General features: G+C 72.9%; 19 protein-coding genes. 8 read left to right on the forward strand and 11 right to left on the reverse strand.

Annotated elements, in window-relative coordinates; translation table 11 throughout:
* Window positions 1–449: 449 nt before the first annotated feature.
* Window positions 450–1,445 (forward strand): small ribosomal subunit Rsm22 family protein, encoded by a 996-nt coding sequence (locus ABZT03_RS19235; RefSeq protein ID WP_356040851.1) that lies wholly within the window; start codon window positions 450–452, stop codon window positions 1,443–1,445.
* A gap of 292 nt (window positions 1,446–1,737) precedes the next feature.
* Window positions 1,738–2,469: a bifunctional DNA primase/polymerase gene (locus ABZT03_RS19240; RefSeq protein WP_356040853.1), complete on the forward strand. Its 732-nt coding sequence runs from the start codon at window positions 1,738–1,740 to the stop codon at window positions 2,467–2,469.
* A gap of 32 nt (window positions 2,470–2,501) precedes the next feature.
* On the opposite strand, the gene ABZT03_RS19245 is transcribed toward ABZT03_RS19240, so the two are convergent.
* From ABZT03_RS19245 to efeO, 4 genes are read right to left on the reverse strand one after another with little or no spacing between them, the layout of a single operon-like run.
* A complete protein-coding gene (locus ABZT03_RS19245; protein ID WP_356040855.1) occupies window positions 2,502–3,503 on the reverse strand; it encodes a hypothetical protein in 1,002 nt (333 codons plus the stop codon).
* A complete protein-coding gene (gene efeU / locus ABZT03_RS19250) occupies window positions 3,463–4,335 on the reverse strand; it encodes an iron uptake transporter permease EfeU (RefSeq protein WP_356040856.1) in 873 nt (290 codons plus the stop codon). Before efeU ends, ABZT03_RS19245 begins: the two co-directional genes overlap by 41 nt.
* Before the next feature lie 2 nt (window positions 4,336–4,337).
* Window positions 4,338–5,600 carry an iron uptake transporter deferrochelatase/peroxidase subunit gene (gene efeB / locus ABZT03_RS19255; protein ID WP_356040858.1) on the reverse strand — a complete coding sequence of 421 codons (1,263 nt, stop codon included), beginning with the start codon at window positions 5,598–5,600 and terminating at the stop codon, window positions 4,338–4,340.
* A gap of 10 nt (window positions 5,601–5,610) precedes the next feature.
* Window positions 5,611–6,747: an iron uptake system protein EfeO gene (gene efeO, locus ABZT03_RS19260; RefSeq protein ID WP_356040860.1), complete on the reverse strand. Its 1,137-nt coding sequence runs from the start codon at window positions 6,745–6,747 to the stop codon at window positions 5,611–5,613.
* A gap of 458 nt (window positions 6,748–7,205) precedes the next feature.
* Here efeO and ABZT03_RS19265 point away from each other — a divergent pair, with 458 nt between their 5' ends.
* Window positions 7,206–7,850, forward strand: coding sequence for a PhzF family phenazine biosynthesis protein (locus tag ABZT03_RS19265; protein ID WP_356040862.1), 645 nt, complete (start codon window positions 7,206–7,208; stop codon window positions 7,848–7,850).
* Between the two features lie 55 nt (window positions 7,851–7,905).
* Here the strand turns inward: ABZT03_RS19265 and map are convergent, their stop codons facing one another.
* The gene (map, locus tag ABZT03_RS19270; RefSeq protein WP_356040864.1) at window positions 7,906–8,763 is read right to left on the reverse strand and encodes a type I methionyl aminopeptidase; all 858 of its coding nucleotides are present in this window, start codon (window positions 8,761–8,763) and stop codon (window positions 7,906–7,908) included.
* A gap of 58 nt (window positions 8,764–8,821) precedes the next feature.
* Here map and ABZT03_RS19275 point away from each other — a divergent pair, with 58 nt between their 5' ends.
* The gene (locus ABZT03_RS19275; protein ID WP_356040865.1) at window positions 8,822–9,052 is read left to right on the forward strand and encodes a hypothetical protein; all 231 of its coding nucleotides are present in this window, start codon (window positions 8,822–8,824) and stop codon (window positions 9,050–9,052) included.
* Between the two features lie 22 nt (window positions 9,053–9,074).
* On the opposite strand, the gene ABZT03_RS19280 is transcribed toward ABZT03_RS19275, so the two are convergent.
* Window positions 9,075–10,409 (reverse strand): MFS transporter, encoded by a 1,335-nt coding sequence (locus ABZT03_RS19280; protein WP_356040867.1) that lies wholly within the window; start codon window positions 10,407–10,409, stop codon window positions 9,075–9,077.
* 330 nt (window positions 10,410–10,739) lie between these two features.
* Complete coding sequence (locus ABZT03_RS19285; RefSeq protein WP_356040868.1) at window positions 10,740–11,342, reverse strand: hypothetical protein; 603 nt, start codon at window positions 11,340–11,342, stop codon at window positions 10,740–10,742.
* A gap of 872 nt (window positions 11,343–12,214) precedes the next feature.
* On the opposite strand from ABZT03_RS19285, the gene npdG reads away from it, so the two are divergent.
* Together npdG and ABZT03_RS19295 are read left to right on the forward strand one after the other, a co-directional pair.
* Window positions 12,215–12,940: an NADPH-dependent F420 reductase gene (npdG, locus tag ABZT03_RS19290; protein WP_356040870.1), complete on the forward strand. Its 726-nt coding sequence runs from the start codon at window positions 12,215–12,217 to the stop codon at window positions 12,938–12,940.
* Window positions 12,941–13,013: 73 nt separating this feature from the next.
* Complete coding sequence (locus tag ABZT03_RS19295; RefSeq protein ID WP_356040872.1) at window positions 13,014–13,202, forward strand: hypothetical protein; 189 nt, start codon at window positions 13,014–13,016, stop codon at window positions 13,200–13,202.
* Here ABZT03_RS19295 and ABZT03_RS19300 read toward each other — a convergent pair.
* Complete coding sequence (locus ABZT03_RS19300; RefSeq protein WP_356040874.1) at window positions 13,192–13,992, reverse strand: site-2 protease family protein; 801 nt, start codon at window positions 13,990–13,992, stop codon at window positions 13,192–13,194. The genes ABZT03_RS19295 and ABZT03_RS19300 overlap by 11 nt on opposite strands.
* A 236-nt stretch (window positions 13,993–14,228) precedes the next feature.
* Here ABZT03_RS19300 and ABZT03_RS19305 point away from each other — a divergent pair, with 236 nt between their 5' ends.
* Complete coding sequence (locus ABZT03_RS19305) at window positions 14,229–17,567, forward strand: BTAD domain-containing putative transcriptional regulator (RefSeq protein WP_356040875.1); 3,339 nt, start codon at window positions 14,229–14,231, stop codon at window positions 17,565–17,567.
* Between the two features lie 31 nt (window positions 17,568–17,598).
* Here the strand turns inward: ABZT03_RS19305 and ABZT03_RS19310 are convergent, their stop codons facing one another.
* The 3 genes from ABZT03_RS19310 to panB all read right to left on the reverse strand — a co-directional run bounded on the left by ABZT03_RS19310 (window position 17,599) and on the right by panB (window position 20,485).
* Window positions 17,599–18,420: an ABC transporter permease gene (locus ABZT03_RS19310; protein ID WP_356040876.1), complete on the reverse strand. Its 822-nt coding sequence runs from the start codon at window positions 18,418–18,420 to the stop codon at window positions 17,599–17,601.
* Window positions 18,417–19,436: an ATP-binding cassette domain-containing protein gene (locus ABZT03_RS19315; protein WP_356040877.1), complete on the reverse strand. Its 1,020-nt coding sequence runs from the start codon at window positions 19,434–19,436 to the stop codon at window positions 18,417–18,419. The genes ABZT03_RS19310 and ABZT03_RS19315 overlap by 4 nt, the downstream gene beginning before the upstream one ends.
* 182 nt (window positions 19,437–19,618) lie before the next feature.
* Window positions 19,619–20,485, reverse strand: a complete 867-nt coding sequence (panB, locus tag ABZT03_RS19320; protein ID WP_356040878.1) for a 3-methyl-2-oxobutanoate hydroxymethyltransferase — start codon at window positions 20,483–20,485, stop codon at window positions 19,619–19,621.
* A 189-nt stretch (window positions 20,486–20,674) separates the two neighbouring features.
* On the opposite strand from panB, the gene ABZT03_RS19325 reads away from it, so the two are divergent.
* Entirely contained in the window at window positions 20,675–22,267 is a 1,593-nt protein-coding gene (locus ABZT03_RS19325; protein WP_356040879.1) for a DHA2 family efflux MFS transporter permease subunit, read from the forward strand.
* The last annotated feature ends 16 nt before the right edge of the window (window positions 22,268–22,283 follow it).

The following is a 22,283-nucleotide window of genomic DNA, read 5'->3' on the forward strand; positions in this document are numbered from 1 at the left end:
TGTCCGCAGACGCCGGGGCCTCGGGCCGGCCCTGAACGGGCCTTGTCCTCAAACGCCGGACGGGCTGGATTTGGCGGGCCTTGTTCGCACGTGCCGACGGGTTGGGTTTGGCGCGGCCTTGTCTTCGAACGCCGGTCGGGCTGGGTTCGGCGGGTCTTGTCCGCAGACGCCGGGGCCTCGGGCCGGCCCTGAACGGGCCTTGTCCTCAAACGCCGGACGGGCTGGATTTGGCGGGCCTTGTTCGCACGTGCCCTGCGGGCTGGATTCGGCGGGCGTTGTTCGCACGCGCCGGACGGGCTGGATTTGGCGGGCCCTGTTCGCGCGTGCCCGGCGGGCTGGGTTCGGCGGGCCTTGTCCGCGCGTGCCCGGCGGGCTGGGCGTTGTCCGCGCGTGCCCGACGGGCCGGACGGTCGGCTCCGTGTGGGTTCTTGGCCACTTAGACTCTCCAGGTGACCGACCCCCTGCCTCCGGCCGAACGTCTGCGTGCCGCTCTCGCCGGTCTGCTCGACGGGCTACCGCCGCGGCAGGCCGCCGGGGCCGTGGAGCGGCTGATCGCCAGCTACCGGGGGAGCACGCCGACCGACGCCCCGATCCTGCGGGACCGCGCCGACGTCGCCGCCTATGCCGCCTACCGGATGCCCGCGACCTTCGAGGCCGTGCGGGCCGCGCTGGAGGCGTTCGCGGACGCCGTGCCGGAGTGGGTGCCCGCCGGGCATGTGGACGTCGGGGGCGGGACCGGGGCCGCGACCTGGGCGGTCAGCGCGACCTGGGCCGGCGACCGGCCGGTGACCGTGCTCGACTGGGCCGAACCGGCGCTCGCCCTCGGCAAGGAGATCGCCGCCGCCGACCCGGCGCTGCGCAACGTCCGCTGGCAGCGCTCCCGGATCGGGGCGGACCTCACTCTCGACCCCACCGACCTGGTCACCGTCTCCTACGTCCTCAACGAGCTGACCGCGCCCGACCGCGCCCGTCTCGTCGACACGGCCGCCACCGCCGCGCAGGCCGTGGTGATCGTCGAACCCGGCACCCCCGACGGGTACGCCCGCGTCATCGAGGCCCGCGACCGGCTGATCGCCGCCGGCTTCCACGTCGCCGCGCCCTGTCCGCACAGCGCCGCCTGCCCGATCGTGCCCGGCGAGGACTGGTGCCACTTCTCGGCGCGGGTCAGCCGTTCCTCCCTGCACCGGCAGGTCAAGGGCGGCTCCCTCGCCTACGAGGACGAGAAGTTCGCCTACGTCGCCGCCACCCGCCTCCCGGTCCGCCCCGCCGGCGCCCGCGTGGTCCGGCGCCCGCAGATCCGCAAGGGACAGGTCCTGCTCGACTTGTGCGAGGCCGACGAGCGGCTGCGGCGCACGACGGTCACCAAACGGCACGGCGAGCTCTACAAGGCCGCCCGGGACGCAGACTGGGGCGACCCCTGGCCGCCGTCCACCGAGCCGGCGTGAGCGGGGCCGGCCCGCGCCCGCCGTGCACCGAGCCGGCGTGAGCGGGGCCGGCCGGGCGCACGGCGGCCAGGGGCTCGCGCGCCGCCCGGGAGTTCTTCGTCTCACCCCTCGCACCCCGGTACGCACCCGCCGGACAGATCGGGAAACCGGGGCAAAGCGGCTGATCGCAGGCCGTCCCGTGCCCGGTACGCCCCGCCTCGCCCACCCCGGTTGCGGGCTCCGGCCCCCCGCGGCGCAGGATGGTGGGACGATGGAGCGAGCTGTTCGGCACGACAGCGAGGCGAGGAGATAGATGAGCGCGGAGTTCGACGGTCGGACCGGCCGGCAGGGCAAAATCTCCCAGTGGCTGCGCGGACGCCGCCCGAAGGAGGCCGCCGACGACAGCGGCCGGGAGGCTCTGCTGCTCGCCGCCGCCGGAGCGGGACTCCCACTGGCGCCCGCCGCGCACCCCGCTCCCGGCTACCGCTGCTCCTGCGACCGCGTGGGCTGTCCGACCCCAGCCCGGCACCCGGTGTCGTTCGCCTGGCAGACCCAGTCGACCACCGACCGCACCCAGATCGAGCGCTGGTCCCGGCATCAGCCGCAGGCCAACTTCATCACCGCGACCGGCATGGTGCACGACGTCCTGGACGTGCCGCTGGAGGCGGGCAGCGAGGCCATGGAGCGGCTTCTCGCCGCGGACATCGAGGTCGGCCCGGTCGCCGAGAGCGACGACGGGCGGCTGCTGTTCTTCACCCTCACCCGCGGCACCCCCGAGGACGAGGACGAGTGGTGGCCCTGCGAGCTGGACTGCCACCCCGAGACGATGGACGAGCACCCGGGCCTGCGCTGGCACTGCCGGGGCTCGTACGTCCTGGTGCCCCCGGCCCGGCTCCCCGGCGAGAACCAGTCGGTGCACTGGGTGCGCGGCCCCGAACACCCGCTGCCCGACCCGCTGACGCTGCTGGAGATCCTCACGGAGACCTGCGCCCGGCACGGCACGGAGCCGGACTACGAGGGCGCCGCCTGGCCCACGCGCCTGTGAGGCCCTGAACCGGCGGCGGCGCCCCGTGCCGTCTACGAGCCCTCGGCCGAGGTCAGCCCCTCGATGCGGCCCAGCACCGACACCTTGCCGCCGCCCGCGCCCCGGGGCGGGTCCAGCGCCACCTGGTTGGAGACGAACTCCATCGTCAGGGACTGCTTGATCTCGCCGGTCGTCAGGGCCCGCACGTTGTCGTTCTGGGCGGGGATCGCCGTGCCCGCCGCGGCGGTCTGCTTCTCGTAGCGGCGGGTGGTGAAGAAGACCAGCGCGCCGCCGTCCGCGGTGCGCAGCGCAAGCGGGGCGTAGTCGCCGCCGGTCAGCGGCTGGTCGATGTACTGCGTGGCGAGGCCGGGCTTGCTGCCCGCCGCCTCGCGCTGCGCGCGCCACGCGCTGGTGTGCGCGCCCGCGGCGAAGGACTTCCCGCCGCTCTTGAGGTAGCTCGCGTAGTCCTTGCTCAACGTGCCGGGGGCGAGGGCGAGTTGTGTGGAGTTGGCGGGCACGGCCTCGGCCCAGCCGTCCGCGTCGTGCTTGAACTTCGGTACGTCGGCCGGGGCGACCAGCGTCAGGTACGCCACCTGCCACGGGTCGCTCAGCTCGCCGCGGGTGAACACCAGCAGCCAGCGCAGGTCGCCGCCCTTGTTACCGTGCGCGTCGGCGACGAACCAGCGCGGCCAGCCGGCCTTCTTGGGGATCGTGAAGCGCGCGTCCGACAGCTTCAGCGGTGAATGCCCGGGATTCCCGGCCGGGTTGTTGATGTGCCCGGCCTTCAGACGGGCCGCGTCGATGTCGCTGAGGGCGCCCGTGACGTGGTCGGCGTCGAGGGAGGTGTCGTACTCCTCGTCCGCCTTGTTGTACGCGGCGGTGAACTGCCCGAGCGCCTTCGCGGCCTCGGCGCGGGTGGTGGCGGGGAGTACTTCCTTCTCTCCGTGCACCACGACGCAGCCGCTCGCCGTCAGCGACAGAGCGGTCAGCGAGGCCGCCGTCAGGGCGCGCCGGTCAAGCCTGCGAAGCCTTCGAGGGCTGCGATCCCTGCTCATCAGGTGCCTTCACCTTCCCCTTCCCGGAGGCGAACCCTACCGGGGCGAGGAAGACCGCGAGCGTCGGGACCAGGTACAGCAGCCACACCGTGACCTGGAGGACCGTCGGGTCGGGCTGGAAGTTGAAGACGCCCTTCAGGAGCGTGCCGTACCAGCTGTCCGGGGCGATGGTGTCGCTGATGTCGAAGGCGAGATGCTGAAGTCCCGGGATCCAGTCGGCCTCCTGGAGGTCGTGGACGCCGTACGCCAGCACGCCCGCCGCGACCACCACCAGCATGGCGCCGGTCCAGGTGAAGAACCTGGAAAGGTTGATCTTCAGGGCGCCGCGGTAGAACAGCCAGCCCAGGAGGACCGCGGACGCCAGGCCCAGCGCCGCGCCGATCAGCGGGCGCGGGGTGCCGTCACCGGCCGCGTGGACGGACGTCCACACGAACAGGGCCGTCTCCAGGCCCTCCCGGCCGACCGCCAGGAACGCGGTGGCCACCAGCGCGCCGGTGCCCATCGACAGGGCCGCGTCCAGCTTCCCGTGCAGCTCCGACTTCAGGTGCCGGGCGGTGCGCCGCATCCAGAACACCATCCACGTCACCAGGGCGACCGCCACGATGGACAGGCTGCCGCCGAGCGCCTCCTGCGCCTTGAACGTGAGCTCCTGGGAGCCGAATTCGAGGACGCAGCCGAAGCCCATCGCGATGAGCACGGCGATGCCCACGCCGGTCCAGATCGGCCGCAGGGCGTCCCGGCGGCCGGTCTTGACCAGGTAGGCGATCAGGATGCAGACGACGAGGCTGGCTTCCAGGCCCTCGCGCAGACCGATCAGGTAGTTGGAGAACACGGCTACGCCTCCTTGGAGAACAGCGTCCGGCCCCACCAGTCGTCCTTGTCGCGGACGCCCGGCGGGACGGCGAAGTGCGCCGAACCCACGTGCTGGATGTACTCGTTGAGCGCGTCGGCGCCCAGGCTGCGCTGGATGGGGATGAAACCCGTGCGGACGTCCCGCTGGTAGGCCAGGAAGAACAGGCCCGCCTCCAGCCGGCCGAGGCCGTCCGTACCGTCGGTGAAGGAGTAGCCGCGGCGCAGGATCGTCGCCCCGTGGTTGGAGTCGGGGTGCGCGAGCCGGACGTGCGCGTCGGGCTTCATCGCCTTCAGGAACGGCTTGTCGCGCTCCTTGGCGCGGCCCACGGGGGCACCCTCGCCCTTGTCACGGCCGAACACGTCCTCCTGCTCCTGCAGCGAGGTGCGGTCCCAGGTCTCGATGTTCATGCGGATACGGCGGGCGACGAGATAGGAGCCCCCGGCCATCCAGTCCGAGCCGTCCTTCGCGTCCGCCCACACGAACTTCTCCAGGCGGCCGGTCTCGGTGCCCGCGATGTTGCGGGTGCCGTCCTTGAATCCCATCAGGTTGCGCGGGGTCTGGGCGTCGGGGGTGGTGGAGGAGGTCTTGCCGAAGCCGAGCTGGGACCAGCGGATGGCGACCTTGCCGAAGCCGATGCGGGCCAGGTTGCGGATCGCGTGCACGGCGACCTGCGGATCGTCCGCGCAGGCCTGGACGCACAGGTCGCCGCCGCTGCGGTTGCGGTCGAGGTTCTCGCCGGGGAACTTCGGCAGGTCCACCAGCGCCTCGGGCCGCCGGTCGGCGAGGTCGAACTTCTCGAACAGGGACGGCCCGAACCCGATCGTCAGCGTCAGCCGTGAGGGCTTGAGGCCCAGCGCCTCGCCGGTGTCGTCCGGCGGCGCCTCGGCGAGCCCGCCGTAGGCGCCCTCGCCGACGGTGTGGCCGGCTGTCATCCGCCGGGCGGCCGCCGTCCAGTCCTTCAGCAGCTGGACGAACTCGGCGCGGTCGTCGGTCTTCACGTCGAACGCGGCGAAGTGCAGCCGGTCCTGCACCGGCGTGGCGATGCCCGCCTGGTGCGCGCCGTGGAAGGCGACGGCCGCGCCCGACCCGGCGGCCGTCGGGTCCGCGTCGTCACCGGTGCGGGCCATCGCCACGGTGCCGCCGGCCGCGGCGGCACCGAGCGCGAGCCCGGCACCGCCCCAGCCGATCAGCGAACGCCGGGAGGGGGCGGCCGGAGTGGCTTCCTGAGAGGTCGTGTCCGTCATGGTCGTCCCCCTACTTCGCGACGGCCGCGGCGAGCTTGGACAGCGGCTCGGCGAGCGCGTTCACCGCGTCCGAGAGCTCCTTGCGGTCGTCCTTGCCGACCTTGTCGTAGGACTCGAAGTCGTACGACGCCTTGTCCGTGCGGTACTTGTCCAGCAGCGTGTTCAGCGCGGCGAACTGCTTGTCGAGCTCGGTGGCCAGCGCCGCGTCGTTCTCCTTGGCGACCGGCTTCAGCAGCTCGTACGACTTCTGCGCGCCCTCCACGTTGGCCTTGAAGTCGACCAGGTCGGTGTGCGAGTAGCGCTCCTCCTCGCCGGTGACCTTGCCGGTGGCGACCTCGTCGAGGAGTTCCTTGGCGCCGTTGGCCATGGAGGTGGGGGTGATGTCGGCCTTGCCGACCCGCTTCTGCCAGTCCGTCAGGTCGGTGACCAGCCGGCCGGCGAGGGTCTTCTCCTCGGCGCCGATCTTCTTGTCCTGCCAGAGGGCCTTCTCCAGCCGGTGCCAGCCCGTCCACTTCTGGCCGTCCTCCAGGCCGTCCGCGCGGACGTCGACCTTCGGGTCGATGTCACCGAAGGACTCGGCGACCGGCTCGGTGCGCTCCCAGCCGATGCGCGAGGGCGCGTACGCGGCCTTGGCGGCCGCCAGGTCGCCGGCCTTGACGGCCTTCACGAAGGTCGCGACCTCGGGCAGCGTCGCGTCCGCCTGCTCCTGCGCGTACTCGCGGTAGGCGGCGACCGCCGCGTCGAGGCGCGGGTCACGCTTGACGGTCTTGCCGCCGGTGGCCTTGACCGCCTGGCGGATGCCCTTGCCCTTCATGCCGGGCTTGCAGGCGATCGTGTAGTCGCCGGCCTTCACCTCGGCGGTGACCGTCTGCCGGGTGCCGGGGCCGATGTTCTCGCGCTCGCTGACGATGCGGTCGTCGGGGAAGAGGATGTAGACCTCGGTGACCTTGGAGCCCTTGTTCTCGATGTCGAGCTCGACATGGCCGGCCGGGAAGTCCTTCTTCGACACCTCGCACGTGGAGTCGGTGGCCGTCACTTGGATGGCACCGGCGCCCTTCCCGTCGCTCTTCTCGGCACACCCCGTGACGGCGGTCAACGCCGCCGCGGTGGCGACGGCGGTGACGACGGAGAGTCTGGCGGCTCGCATTCGGGCTCCAAGAGGCTCAAGTGCTGGCGAAAAATCGCGTGTCGGGATTCACATCAGGATGGTGAGGCTCGCCTAACTTATCTAAGGCTTGCCTGCCTGATACCCACCCGCACGGTGATTCAGCTCTCATGGGCGGCGTAGGGGCACGGAACGATCACGAGAACCCAAAGCGGACCCCATGGAATGGTCAAAGGAAATTCAAGGACTCCGCTCCTGGCGGGAGGGGGAGCGCCGGTGCCGGGCTGCTGAAACACCTCCACCGGCTGGTCGGAGGCCCCCGGAGACGGCCGACCGGCGCCGGGTCCGATGGGCGGCCCCTCGGACGCGGCACGGTCGGCGCACAGGATCGCGGCCCGGTGCGCGCGGAGCGCGGCGGACGCCGGGCGCGGCCCGCCGGTGACGCTTTTCGGTCACCTCCACAACTTCAGTCCCAGGTCGCCGACTGCTTCAATGCCCGCGTGACTGATTACGACGTGCTCCGGGTCTTCTGCGGACCCGGCGGCGGATACGGCAACGAGCTCGGCGTGGTCCGCGAGGGCTCGGTGATGCCGGACCCCGAGGAGCGGCAGGAGTTCGCCGCGAAGCTCGGGTTCAGCGAGACCGTGTTCGTCGACGACCCCGAGCGCGGTGTCATCGACATCTACACGCCCACGCTGCGCCTCCCCTTCGCCGGCCACCCCTGCGTGGGCACCGCCTGGCTCCTGGACGTGCCCGAACTGGTCACCCCCGCCGGGGTGGTGGGCGTCCGCCTCGACGGCGAGTTCAGCTGGATCGAGGCGCTCGCCGAGTGGGTCCCGCCGCGCACGCTCCGCCGGCACGCCACCCCCGCCGAGGTCGACGACCTGGCGGTGCCGCCGACGGGGGAGTGGATCTACGCCTGGGCCTGGGAGGACGAGGCGGCCGGCCGGATCCGCGCCCGCGCCTTCCCCGGCCGCGACGACGGCATCGACGAGGACGAGGCGACCGGCGCGGCGGCCATCCTGCTGACGCAGCAGCTGGGGCGCGCCCTGAACATCACGCAGGGCGCGGGCTCCCAACTCCTGACGGCTCCCCAGCCGGGGGGCTGGGTGGAGGTCGGGGGACGCGTCCTCCTAGAGCGCTGAGCACGCCGGGCCCGCCCTCTGCCGAGGGCGGGCCCGGGCGGCGCGAGGGGCTGCGCTACGGCAGGGTCAGGATGTCCGCGCCCGTCTCCGTCACCACCAGCGTGTGCTCGAACTGGGCGGTGCGCCTGCGGTCCTTGGTCACGACCGTCCACCCGTCGTCCCACATGTCGTAGTCGTGCGTCCCCAGGGTCAGCATCGGCTCGATCGTGAACGTCATCCCGGGCTGGATGAGGGTCGTCGCGTGCGGGCTGTCGTAGTGCGGGATGATCAGGCCGGAGTGGAACGACGAGTTGATGCCGTGGCCCGTGAAGTCGCGGACCACGCCGTAACCGAAGCGCTTGGCGTAGGACTCGATGACCCGGCCGATGATGTTGATCTGGCGGCCCGGCCGGACCGCCCTGATCGCGCGGTCGAGGGACTCCCGGGTCCGCTCGACGAGCAGCCGGCTCTCCTCGTCCACGTTCCCGACCAGGTAGGTGGCGTTGTTGTCGCCGTGCACCCCGCCGATGTACGCCGTCACGTCCAGGTTGACGATGTCACCGTCCCGCAGGACCGTCGAGTCCGGGATGCCGTGGCAGATGACCTCGTTGACGCTCGTGCACAGCGACTTCGGGAAGCCGCGGTAGCCGAGCGTCGAGGGGTAGGCGCCGTGGTCGCACATGTACTCGTGCGCGACCCTGTCCAGTTCGTCGGTGGTGACGCCCGGCGCGATCAGCTTCGCGGCCTCCGCCATCGCCCGCGCGGCGATCCGGCCGGCGCGGCGCATCGCCTCGACGGTCTCGGGCGTCTGCACCTCCGGGCCGGTGTACGGCGTCGGCGCGGGCTTGCCGACGTACTCGGGGCGGCGGATGTTCCCGGGCACGGAACGGATGGGGGACAGCTCCCCTGGGACGAGCAGCGACTGGCCAGACATGCCAGCGAGTCTAACCAGCGGCGATGGGGGAACATGTCGGTGGCGAGAGGAGCTGGTCATGCCCCTGTTCAAGAAGCGGACGGTCGGTAAACCGGGCGAGTGGTTCTACTGCCTGGAGCACAAGAAGGTCGAGGAGGGTCCGGACTGCCCCGGCAAGGACCGTTTCGGCCCGTACGCCACCCGTGCGGAGGCCGAGCACGCGATGGAGAGCGCCCGGGAGCGCAACCTGGAGTGGGAGAACGACCCCAAGTGGCACGACGCGCCGGCGGGCGGCGCGGACGAGGGCTGAGCGGACCCCCTCCCGGGGGACGTCAGCCCCGCACCGGTGCGGCCGCCTTCCGCTGGTCGCGCAGCCGCACCGCGTGCTCGTTCGTCCGTACGTCGTACGTCATCAGCCCGGGCAGGCACAGGGCCAGCAGCCCCACCGCGCCCGCGCACAGCAGGCCGCCCGACCACACCGACGTCCGCACCCCGGCCCACGCGGCCGTACCGCCCGAGCGGACCTGGCCCAGCTGCGGGCCCACCGAGTAGGACAGCAGCTCGATCCCGGCGAGCCGGCCGCGCAGTTCGTCGGGGATCGTCTGGTTCCACATGGCGCCGCGGAAGACGCCGCTGACCATGTCGCAGCCGCCGCCGACGGCGAGGAACAGCAGCACCAGCCACACGTTCCCGCAGGCGCCGGCCGCCGCGATCGCCAGGCCCCACAGCGCGGCCGAGAGCACCACCATCCGCCCGTGCCGGTGCACCCGCGAGGTCCAGCCGCTGGTCAGGCTCACCACCAGGGCTCCGGCCGGGACGGACGCGTACATCAGGCCGAGCGACCACGGGGCGTGCAACTCGTCGGCGAGGAACGGCAGCACGGCGAGAGGCATCGCGAGGAACATCGCCGCGAGGTCGATGGCGTACGTGCCGAGGAGCTCCTTGCGGCCCCACGCGTACCGGGCGCCCTCGGCGATCGACCGCAGGGACGGCTTGGGCGAGGCGTGGGAGGCGGGCGCGGCGGCGATACGCAGCACGAAGGCGACCGAGACGACGAAGGTCAGCAGGTCCACGGCGTACGCCCAGCCCAGCCCGGCGAACGCGACGACCACGCCCGCCACCGCGGGACCCGCGACCCCACCGACCGTCCAGCGCAGCGAGTTGAGCGAGGCCGCGGCCGGCAGGTGCTCGTGGGCCACGATCCGCGGGGTCAGCGCGTCGAGCGCGGGCCGCTGCACGGAGCCGAGCGCCGAGGACAGCGCGGCGACCACGTACAGCGGCCAGACGGCGGGGCGCGGCATCAGCGCGTTCAGCAGCAGCGCCGCGCACAGCAGGCCCTGGCCGGCCTCCGTCCACACGATCAGCTTCCGCTTGTCCCAGGCGTCCGCGAGCGCGCCGCCGTACAGCCCGAACACGATCAGCGGCAGCAGCTCGACCGCGCCGATCGCTCCGACGGCCGCCGCGGAGTTCGTGAGGTCCTTCATCTGCACGGGCAGCGCGACGAAGGTCAGGAAGCTGCCGAAGTTGGTGATCAGCCCGGACAGCCACAGCCGTCGGAAGTCCACGGACGCCCGCCAGGGCGCCAGATCCGGCAGCAGGGCGCGCAGCCCGGAGGGAGGGGAAGCGTCGGAGGGGCCACCGGAAGGGCTGTCGCCGTCGTGCGTCACGACGGGCCATGCTCGGCCCGGACGACCGCGGGGGGCAACCGGTTTTCTCCGACGCTAGGTACCGGGGGCTGGTTCGGGCTACCGCCGGGTGACTGCCGGCGGATCGCCCCCCGGCTGCCGGCGGGCAGTCACCGGCGTGGCTACCAACGGGCAGGTGGGGGCGCCGTCAGGTGGTGGGCCAGGGCCGCGAGGTGGTCGCGGAGGCGGCGCCGGCCGCGTGGGGCCGGCAGGAAGTTCTCCCCGGCCGCCGCGGGGGGCTGGTTCGGGCTACCGCCGGGTGACTGCCGGCGGATCGCCCCCCCGGCTGCCGGCGGGCAGTCACCGGCGTGGCTACCAACGGGCCGGCGGGGGTGCCGTCAGGTGGTGGGCCAGGGCCGTGAGGTGGTCGCGGAGGCGGCGGCGGCCGCGTGGGGCCGGCAGGAAGTTCTCCCCGGCCGCCGCGCTCACCAGGTGCTGGACACTGTCCAGGTCCAGCTCGGATCCGTCGGTCACGGTCAGCGACTCGTGCGCCATGGCCGTCAGCTCGGCCCCGCCCGCTCCGAGCGCAAGCACCGTCGCGCCGGCCCGCCGGGCGTCGTGCACCCCCTCCAGCAGGTCCGCGTCGGGCCCCCGCTCCGCCACCACCAGCAGCGTCTCGCCCCGCCGCGCCGCCGCCAGCCGCCCCGGCCCGACCGCCAGATGCGCCGGGTCCGAGGGGCGGGCATCGTGCCGGACCAGCGTCGGTGCCAGCTCGGGCGTCCCGGACCAGGCGGCCTCGTCCACCAGGTGGGCCGCCAGATGCCACGGCTCGTAGCGCGGGGTGCCCACCAGTAACAGCCCGCCCCCGTGCGTCACCACCGACCCCCGCAGGACCCCCGCGAACCGGCGGGTGGCCCCCAGCAACTCGGTCCCGGCGAGCACCTCGCGCAACAGCGCCACCCGTACGGCATCCATGGCCCGGCATCCTGCCGCAACCGGCCACCCCGGACCGGCGGTTCACCGCGCGTTCCCCCGAACCGGGCAGTCCGGCAGGCATCGCGTCCGCCGAACCGGGCAGTCCGGCAGGCACCGCGTCCGCCGAACGGGGCAGTCCGGCAGGCATTGCGTCCGCCTGGACGGCCCCTGGCCTCCGATGCGGTCCGCGACCCTGAGCCGGGTTCCTGACTTCCGGTCCGGCCCTCGGCCGCCGGTCCGGTCCCCCGGAGCCGGGTTCCTGGCTTCAGCGTCGGGTCGACTCTCCGGCCCCTGGTCCGGTTCCCGGCCCGGAATCGGGCAACCAGCCTTCCCCGAGCCGGGCCCCGGCCCCCCGGTCCGGTCCTCGGTCTCGGGTCGGCTCTCCGGCCCCGGTCCGGTTCCTGGCCCCGGAACCGGGCTTCCGTCCTCCCCGAGCCGGGTCTCGACCCCCGTCCGGTCCTCGGCTTCCCGAACAGCCCCCCGCCTCCCCGAGCCGTCCCCCGCCTCCCCGAGCCGTCCCCCGCCTCCCCGAGCCGTCCCCCGCCTCCCCGAGCCGTCCCCCGCCTCCCCGAGCCGTCCCCCGACCCCCGAGCCCGCCCCTGATTCCCGAACGGGCCTGGTTCCCGAACGGGCCTGGTTCCCGAACCGGCCTGGTTCCCGAACCGGCCCCCGGCTCACGAACCGGCCCCCGGCTGACGCCGTCCGTCCGGATCCGGACACCTGCCCGACGGCTTCCCGGGCACCCTCACCGACAGGTCGCCGGGCCTGCCGCACAGCGACCCTCCGCACCTCCCGCACCCCCGCGCGGCCCGCGTTCGTGACGCGGCTCACCTCGCCGGTGAGGGGCGGTCGGGGGACCGTAAAGTCGGCCCATGACCTCTAGCGACAGTGCACAGCAGCCCGCCGGCGCCCCGGCGAAGGCCCCCGCCAAGGACCCCTGGGACCTCCCGGACGTCTCCGGGCTCGTCGTCGGCGTGCTCGGTGGCACCGGGCCGCAGGGCAAGGGCCTCGCCTACCGGCTCGCCCGCGCCGGGCAGAAGGTGATCATCGGCTCGCGGGCCGCCGACCGCGCGCGGTCCGCCGCCGAGGAGCTCGGGCACGGCGTCGAGGGCGCCGACAACGCCGAGACCGCGCACCGCAGCGACATCGTGATCGTCGCCGTGCCCTGGGACGGTCACGGCGCCACGCTGGAGTCGCTGCGCGAGCAACTGGCCGGAAAGCTCGTCGTCGACTGCGTCAACCCGCTCGGCTTCGACAAGCAGGGCGCCTACGCGCTCAAGCCGGAGGAGGGCAGCGCCGCCCAGCAGGCCGCCGCGCTGCTGCCGGACTCGCGCGTCACGGCCGCATTCCACCACCTGTCGGCGGTGCTGCTCCAGGACCCGGAGATCGCGGAGATCGACACCGACGTGATGGTCCTCGGCGAGGAGCGCGCGGACGTCGAGATCGTCCAGGCGCTGGCCGGCCGTATCCCCGGCATGCGGGGTGTCTTCGCCGGCCGGCTGCGCAACGCCCACCAGGTGGAGTCGCTGGTCGCGAACCTGATCTCGGTCAACCGCCGGTACAAGGCACACGCGGGACTGCGCGTCACGGACGTGTGAGCCGATGGGGGACACTGGTCGGCACGAGCTGTTCCAGCAGTGCCAGCAGTGTCCCCCGACAGGAGCCGACCAGATGCCCCGCCTCGCCCTCTACGCCCTCGTCGTCTGTCTGCTCGCGGTGACCGCGGCCGTCGTGTCGTTCGCCCGGGGCAGCTGGCTGGGCGTCGTGTGGGTCCTGCTGGCCGGCCTGTCGTCCAACATGTGCTGGTACTACCTCAAGCGGGGCACGGCCGGCCGGCGGGGACCGTCCGTCAGGGGCTGACCTGGCAGAACTCGTTGGTGCCCTGCCAGAAGCGGTAGAGCTCCTGGCCGCAGTACGAGTCGAAGCCGTCGATCCCCAGGGACCGCAGGATCGCGTCGATCACGTCGAAGAACACGGTGTTCACCGACGGGACCCACAGCAGGGCGAACACGAACAGCAGGCCGAACTGCGCGAACGGCTCCACCTGCCGCCGCACGCTGTACGACAGCCAGGGTTCGATGACGCCGTAGCCGTCCAGGCCCGGGACCGGCAGGAAGTTCAGCAGCGCCGCCGTGACCTGGAGCAGTGCCAGGAACGCCAGCGCGAAGCGGAAGTCCCGCGGCACCCCGTCCAGCGCGTGCAGCCAGAACGGCGCCGTGCACGCCACCGCGAACAGCACGTTCGTCAGCGGTCCGGCCGCCGAGATCAGGCTGTGCTTCCAGCGGCCCTGGATCCGGCCGCGCTCGATGAACACCGCCCCGCCCGGCAGACCGATCCCGCCCATGATCACGAAGATCACCGGCAGGACGATGCTCAGCAGGGCGTGGGTGTACTTGAGCGGGTTGAGCGTCAAGTAGCCTTTCCCGCCGACGGAGATGTCGCCGCTGTGCAGGGCGGTGCGCGCGTGCGCGTACTCGTGCAGGCACAGGGAGACGATCCAGGCAGCCGTCACGAACAGGAACACGGCGACGCCCGGCTGCGCGGCGAACCCGGTCCAGGTGGCCCAGCCGGTCACCGCCGTGACAGCCATGATCCCCAGGAAGACGGGGCTGACCCTCCGGTCGCTGTGGCGGGTGGTGGCGGTGGTCATGGGGCTCCCTGGACTCTCGGACACGCGGCGGGACTGCCCGACCGTACCGGGCGCGTCAGGAAAACGTCTCGCGGTGGCCCGGGGGTTCCGGGAAAGCTGGGAGGCTTCGGCCCGGCTGTGACCGGCTGCGGCAGCGCGGGGACCGGTCGCACCGCGTCCGGCACCACGCGGCTTCGTCCCGGCAGGACCCGCCGACCGCCCCAACCCCGTGACCGGTCCCGACGCCAACGGAGACAATGGACCCCGTGCGCTACCGCATCCTCGGCACCACCCAGGCACTTCGCCCCGACGGCACGGCCGTCCCGGTCGGCGGGGCGCGGCTGCGTGCGCTGCTGGCCGTGCTCGCCCTGCGGCCCGGCCGGACCGTGCCCGCGCGTCTCCTGGTCGACGAGGTGTGGCGGGACGAACCGCCCGCCGACGCCACCGGCGCGCTCCAGGCGCTGGTCGGCCGCTTGCGCAGGACCCTCGGCGCGGACGCCGTCGCCTCCGCGGACGGCGGCTACCGCCTGACCGCCCCGGCCGACGACATCGACCTGTACCGCTTCGAGCGCCTGGCCGGTGAGGGCACCCGCGCCCTGGCCGACGGCGACCCCGCGAAGGCGGCCGTCGTCCTCGACGACGCCCTCGCCCTGTGGCGCGGCCCGGTCCTCGCCGACCTGCCCGACCGTGCCTTTGAGGCGGCCCGCTGGGAGACCCGGCGCCTGGCAGCCCTGCGCACCCGTCACGCGGCCGCCCTCGCCCTCGGGCACGCCGACCAGTCCCTGCCCGAGCTGACCGCGCTGTGCGACGCCCACCCGCTGGACGAGCCCCTCCAGGCGCTCAGGCTGCGCGCGTTGCGCGACGCGGGCCGTGCGGCGGAGGCGCTGGCCGCCTACGAGGACGTACGCCGCTCGCTCGCCGACCGCCTCGGCTCCGACCCGGGACCCGAACTGCGGGAGCTGCACGGCCAGTTGCTCGGCTCGGGCGACGCGCCGGCAGGGCGACCGGCAGCACGGCCGGGACCCGGGACCGGAGGGGCGGGAGAGGCCGGGGCGGGGGGGCCGGAAGTCCCCGTTCCGCCGCCCGGCAACCTGCGTGCCCGCCTGACCTCCTTCGTGGGCCGGGAGGCCGACATCGAGGCCATCCGGGGGGATCTCACGGCCGCCCGGCTCGTCACCCTGCTCGGACCCGGCGGCGCCGGGAAGACGAGGTTGTCGCAGGAGGCCGCCGAGACCGCGGGGGACGCGGCCCGGGACGGGGTGTGGCTGGCCGAACTCGCGCCCGTGGACGATCCCGACGCCGTACCGGAGGCCGTGCTCACCGCCGTGGGCGCCCGCGAGACCGTCCTGTACGGCGCCGGCGCCGAGGCGATGCGCGCGGGGGCAGACCGCCACGACCGGCCCGTCGACCGGCTCGCCGAGCACTGCGGCAGACGCCGGATGCTGGTCGTCCTGGACAACTGCGAGCACGTCGTCGAGGCCGCCGCCCGGCTCGTCGAGGAACTCCTCGAACGCTGTCCCGGTCTGACCGTGCTGGCCACCAGCCGTGAACCCCTCGGTGTGCCGGGGGAGTTGCTGCGCCCGGTGGAGCCGCTGCCCGAGCCGGTCGCGCTGCGGCTGCTCGCCGACCGGGGAGCCGCCGCCCGGCCCGGTTTCCGCCTCGAGGACGATCCGGAGGCGGCCGCGGAGATCTGCCGCCGCCTCGACGGACTGCCCCTCGGCATCGAACTGGCCGCCGCCCGGCTGCGGATGCTCACACCGCGGCAGATCGCCGACCGGCTCGACGACCGCTTCCGGCTGCTCACCTCCGGCAGCCGTACCGTCCTGCCCCGCCAGCAGACGCTGCGGGCCGTCGTGGACTGGTCCTGGGAACTGCTCGACGAGGACGAACGCGACGTCCTGCGCAGGCTGTCGGTGTTCGCGGGCGGCTGCGACCTGGCCGCCGCCGAGGCCGTGTGCGGACCAGTCGCCCTGGAGGTGCTCGGTTCCCTGGTCGACAAGTCCCTTGTGGTGGCCGCCCCTTCGGCGGACCAGGGGCCCGAGGGCGAGATGCGCTACCGGCTCCTGGAGACCGTCGCGGAGTACGCGGGGGAGCGGCTGGACGAGGCCGGCCGGCGTGCCGACGCCGAACGCGCGCATCTGACGTACTACCGCGAACTCGCCCGCGTCACCGACCCGTTGCTGCGCGGCTCCGAGCAACTCGCCGCCATCGGGCGGCTGCAGCGCGAGTACGAGAACGTGCGCACCGCGCTGCGCCGCGCCGTCGCGCTGCGCGACGAACAGGAGGGCCTGTGCCTGGTGCTGTCCCTCGCCTGGTACTGGCAGATGCGCGACCTGCGCATCGAGGCCCGCAACTGGTCCCTGGAGGTGCAGGCCCTCGGCCCCGACCCCTTCACCCCGCCGGCCCGCCTCGCCCCGCCCGTGTGGGAGCGCTGCACGGAGGTGCCCTTCCCCTGGACCGGCGAGCTCCTCCAGGAGGCCCGGCGCGGTGTCCACCTGGTCCATCTCGCCTGCATGGACACCGACCTGGAGGCATGGCAGAACCCGCGGGCGCAGGAGAAGCTGAAGGTCATCGCGGGCACCTACGCGCCCGGGCTTCCGCAGGCCTGCCGCAGCCCGGGCTCCCTGTGGTTCTTCGCGGTGATCCTGACCGGCGACATGGACCGGCTCCGCGCCATCATCGACGGCAGCGTCGACACCACCCGCAGCGCCCCCGGCTACGAGTGGGAGCTCGCCGCGAGCCTGCACATGCGCGCCAACCTCCTCGCCAACCGCAGCGACTGGGCCGGGGACGCCGCCCGTGACGCGGACGAGTCACTGGAGATCTACCGGCGCATCGGAGACCTGTGGGGCACCGCCGAGGCCCTCTCCGCGCGCGGCGAGGCCCACGAACGCCAGGGCCGGTACGTTGCCGCCGCCGCCGACTACGAGGCCGCGCGGGAGTGCGCCGGACGGCTCGGCGCCCGCGCCCAGCAGGGCGTGCTCACCGCCCGGCTCGGCAGCGCCCTCCTGGAGGCCGGTGAGTTCGAGCGGGGCGAGGCGTTGCTGCGCGGGGTGATCGCCGAGCGGACCGGCCCGGCTAGCGAGGCGGTGTCCGCGGCCCGGCTGTTCCTCGCGGCCCGCCTCGGCATCACCGGCCGGATCGCCGAGGCCCGCGAGCAGGTGCGCCTGCTGCGGGAGGAGTTCTCGATCGCGATGTTCGTCCTCTTCGACTCGATCATCCTGGGCGCGGAAGCCGCGCTGGACGCGGCCGACGAATGCCACGAGGAGGCCCTCACCAAGATCCGGCAGGCGCTGGAGCGGGCCGCCGACCCGCTGTCGCGGGCGATAGCGCCCCATATGCGCCCCGGGTATCTCGCCATCGCCGCGCTGGCGCTGGCCGGTGCCGACGGCGGCAGCCGCGCCCGGGACGCCGCCCTGTGCGTGGGCGCGGCCGACGCGGACCTGCCGCCGTCGTACGTGTCCTCGGCGCTGGAGCGCGAGGTGCGCACCCGGGCCGAGGCCGCGGCCCGCGCGGTGCTCGGCGACCAGGCGTACGAGGCCGCGTACGCGGAGGGCGGCGGCCTCTCCGTGGAGGAGGCCACCGCCCTGGTCTGACGCCCGCCGGCGCACGGCACGCGCGTGCCGGTCAGCTCTTGGTGCGGAACTTGTGGATGGCGACCGGCGCCATCACCGCGGTGAGCGCCACCGACCAGCCGAGGGTCACCCACAGCCCGTGCGCGACCGGGCCGCCGACCATCAGTCCGCGCGCCGCGTCGGCGAGCGAGGACAGCGGGTTGTAGTCGGTGAAGTTCTGCAGCCAGCCGGGCATGGACCGGGTCGGCGCGAAGATGGAGGAGCCGAACTGGAGCGGCATCAGCACCAGGAAGCCCATCGCCTGCACGGACTGCGCGCTCTTCATGATCACGCCGAGGGTGAGGAACACCCACATCAGGGCGGAGCCGAACACCGCGGACAGGCCGACGGAGGCCAGCAGACCCGCCCAGTTGGTGATGTGGAAGCCGACCAGGACGCCGATGACCATCAGTACGGCGGTCGCGATGAGCATCCGCATCAGTTCCACGGCGATCTTCGCGAACAGCACGGAGCCGCGCCCGATCGGCAGGGACCGGAACCGGTCCATGACCCCGCTGTTGAAGTCCGTGTTGAAGCCCGTGCCCACGCCCTGGGCCATGTTCATGCCCATCATGGCCATCAGTCCGGGCACGACGTACTGGACGTAGGCCTCCTGGCCGCCGCCGAGTGACTGCCCGATGGAACCGCCGAAGACGTACACGAACAGCAGGGTGAAGATGACCGGGAACAGGATGGCGTCGAACATCGACTCCGGGTCCTGCCGGATCCACAGCAGGTTGCGGCGGATCAGCGCGCCGGTGTGCCGCAGATGGGCGCGCGGCGAGATGGGCGCGTCGGCCTGGGAGCCGGCGGGGGTGAGAGTGGCGGCGCTCATACGGCGACCTCCTCGCGGTCGAGAGCGGGCGTGGTGTCCTGCGGGGCCGAGGCGCGGTGGCCGGTGAGGGACAGGAACACCTCGTCCAGGCTGGGGAGTTCGGTGGTGATGGAGGCGAGGGTGATGCCCCGCGCGGTGACCGCGCCGACGACGGCGGTCAGCTGTTCGTCGCTGAGGATCGGCACGAGCACGTCCCCGCGTTCCACGTCCACGGTGGTGGTGGCGAGCCCGGTGATGCCGAGCGTGTCGAGGGCGGCGGCGAGCGGGCGCAGCTGGAGCGGGTCGGCCGGGCGGACCCGCAGGGCGCGGCCGCCGACCTTCGCCTTCAGGTCCTCGATGCGGCCGCCGGCGATGACCTTGCCGTGGTCGACGACGGTCAGCTCGGAGGCGAGCTGCTCGGCCTCCTCCATGTACTGGGTGGTCAGCAGCACGGTCACGCCGTCCCCGACCATGCGCTTGACCTCCTGCCACACCTCGTTGCGGGTGCGCGGGTCGAGGCCGGTGGTCGGCTCGTCGAGGTAGAGGACGGCGGGCCGCCCGATCATGGAGGCGGCCAGGTCGAGCCGGCGCCGCATACCGCCGGAGTACGTCGACGCCGGGCGCTTGGCGGCCTCGGTGAGGGAGAAGCGCTCCAGCAGCTCGTCGGCGCGGGCGCGGGCCTCCTTGCGGGGCAGGTCGAGCAGCCGCCCGATCATGTACAGGTTCTCCCAGCCGGGGAGCTTCTCGTCCACGGAGGCGTACTGTCCGGTCAGCCCGATCACCCGGCGCAGCTGCCGCGGCTGCCGCAGGACGTCGTAGCCGGCCACGGTGGCCTGCCCGGCGTCCGGGACCAGGAGGGTGGAGAGGATGCGCACCAGGGTGGTCTTGCCGGCCCCGTTCGGGCCGAGCACACCCATCACGGTGCCCTCACGGACGTCCAGGTCGACGCCGTCCAGCGCCTTGGTCTCGCCGTAGTGCTTGACCAGCCCCCGCACGGAGACGGCCACTCCGTCGGCGTTGTTGTCGATTCGCGTCATGCCGATGACGGTGCCAGGGCCCACCGACAACCCGCCGACAAACGACCGACAGGCCGCCTACGGCGCTCCGGGTCCACCGACAGGCCGCCGACACGGCCGACGAGCGGTGTCCCGCCGCGCGGGAGACGCGACAGCCCCGCCGACGGGGGAAGATCGGCGGGGCTGTGTGGTGCCGCGGTGGCTCAGTGGACGGAGTGCTCCTCCGACGGGAACGTACCGCCGACGACGTCCTGCGCGAACGCCTTCGCCGCGCCGCCCATCACCTCGCGCAGGTCGGCGTACTGCTTCACGAACTTCGGCACCCGCCCGCCGGTGAGGCCGAGCATGTCGGTCCAGACGAGGACCTGCGCGTCGGTCTCGGAGCCCGCGCCGATGCCGACCGTGGGGATGTGCAGCACGCGCGTGACCTCGGCGGCCAGCTCCGCGGGGACCAGCTCCAGGACGACGGCGAACGCGCCCGCGTCCTGCACGGCCTTCGCGTCCCGCAGCAGCTGCTGCGCGGCCTCCTCGCCACGCCCCTGGACGCGGTAGCCCATCGCGTTCACGGACTGGGGGGTCAGGCCGATGTGCGCCATCACCGGGATGCCGGACTCGACCAGCAGACGGATCTGCTCGTGCGAGCGCTCGCCGCCCTCCAGCTTCACCGCCCCGACACCGGCGTCCTTGACCAGCCGGGTCGCCGAGCGCAGCGCCTGCACCGGGCCCTCCTGGTAGGAACCGAAGGGGAGGTCGCCGACGATCAGGGCGCGCTGGGTGCCGCGGACGACCGCGGCGGACAGCATGGTCATCTCGTCCATGGTGACGGGCACGGTGGTCTCGTACCCGAGGTGACAGTTGCCCGCCGAGTCCCCGACCAGGAGCACCGGGATGCCGGCCTCGTCGAAGACGGACGCGGTCAGCGCGTCGTAGGCGGTGAGCATGGGCCACTTCTCGCCGCGTTCCTTGGCGAGGGCGATGTCGCGGACCGTGATGCGGCGTGTGCCCTTGCCCCCGTACAGCGCCTTGCTGCCGTCGGAGGGCTTGGTCTGGGCAGCCGAAAGCTGCGTCATTGCAACGGCTCCTTCGTCATCTCGAGGCGCCCTGACGGCGTCCCCGGATCACGTCCATGGTGGCACCTCGTGCCAGGGACGGCTAGGGGACCCCGGTGTGACGGATTTCCCGTCCCGCTGTGTAAGACCTCGGTAAAGGATTTCCGATACGGATCGGTCTCGTATCGTAATTGCCCTAAACTCGACGCCATGAGTACACCTGCCCCTGCCGCCTCCACGATCTCGGAAGCGGTGCACCGCCGTCGCTGGGCGATTCTCGGCGTCCTGATGCTGAGCCTGCTCATCGTGGTGCTCGACAACTCGATCCTGAACGTCGCGATCAAGACCATCTCGACGCCCGCGCCGACCGGTCTGGGCGCCACGCAGAGCGAGCTGGAGTGGGCGATCAACGCCTACACCCTCGTCTTCGCGGGCCTGCTCTTCACCGCCGGCCTGCTCGGCGACCGGCTGGGCCGCAAGAAGGTCCTGCTCGGCGGCCTCGCCGTGTTCGGGGTCGGCTCCGCCCTCGCCGCCTTCTCCGGCAGCCCCGACGAGCTCATCGCCTTCCGCGCGCTGATGGGCCTCGGCGCCGCCTTCGTGATGCCGGCCACCCTCGCCGTCCTCATGAACGTCTTCGAGCGCGACGAGCAGCCGAAGGCCATCGGCATCTGGGCCGGCGGGGTCGGGCTCGCCATCGCCATCGGCCCCATCACCGGCGGTCTGCTCCTCGGCCACTTCTGGTGGGGCTCGGTCTTCCTCATCAACGTGCCGATCGTGCTCCTGGCGCTCGGACTGATGGTGTGGCTGGTGCCCGACTCCCGTGACCCGAGGCCGGGCCGCGTCGACCCCGTCGGTGTCGTGCTGTCCGTAATCGGCCTGGTCCTGCTCGTCTACGGCATCATCAAGGGCGGCCAGCTCGCCGACTTCACCGACCCGAAGGTCATGGCGACCATCGGCGCGGGTCTCGCCGTGCTCGTCGGCTTCGTCGTCTTCGAGAAGCGCAGCGACCACCCCTCGATCGACGTCACCTACTTCAAGAACAAGGTGTTCTCGGCCGCGATCGCCGCCATCGCCCTGGTCTTCTTCGCGCTGATGGGCGTGACCTTCTTCTCGGTCTTCTACACCCAGAGCGTGCGCGGCTACTCGCCGCTGCAGACCGGTCTGCTGATGCTGCCGCTGGCCGCCGCCCAGATGATCTTCGCGCCGCGGGCCCGCCTGCTCGTCGACCGCTTCGGCAACCGGGCCACCACCACCGCGGGCATGGCGCTCATCGCCGCGATGCTCGCCGCGTTCGCCATCCTGGACGCGGACACCCCGATCTGGCTCCTGGAGGTCATCTTCTTCCTCATGGGCACCGGCATGGCGCACATCATGACGCCGACCAGCGTCGTCATCATGCAGGCCCTGCCCCGGGAGAAGGCCGGCTCCGCCTCCGCCCTCAGCAACACCTTCCGCCAGCTGGGCGGAGCGCTCGGCATCGCCGTCCTCGGCTCGGTCCTGTCGACCGCGTACCGCAACGGCATCGAGGGCAAGCTGGGCCCGGTCCCCGCGGGGCTGCGGCACACCGCCGGCGAGTCCATCGAGGCCACCCTCGGCGTCGCCGAGAAGCTCGGCCCGCGCGGCCAGGCCCTGGTCGGCCCGGCCAACGACGCGTTCCTGCACGCCATGCACGTCACGGCGCTGTGGGGAGCCGGCGTCGCCGTCGTCGGCACGGTGGTCGTCGCCCTCTTCCTGCCGGGCAAGCCGCCCGCCCCCCAGCAGGACAGCGACCAGGAGGAGTTGGTGGTCACCGCGGGGGAGTGAGGCCCGCCGGTCGTCC

It is taken from the genome of Streptomyces sp. NPDC005574 (assembly GCF_040605435.1).
Taxonomy (GTDB): domain Bacteria; phylum Actinomycetota; class Actinomycetes; order Streptomycetales; family Streptomycetaceae; genus Streptomyces.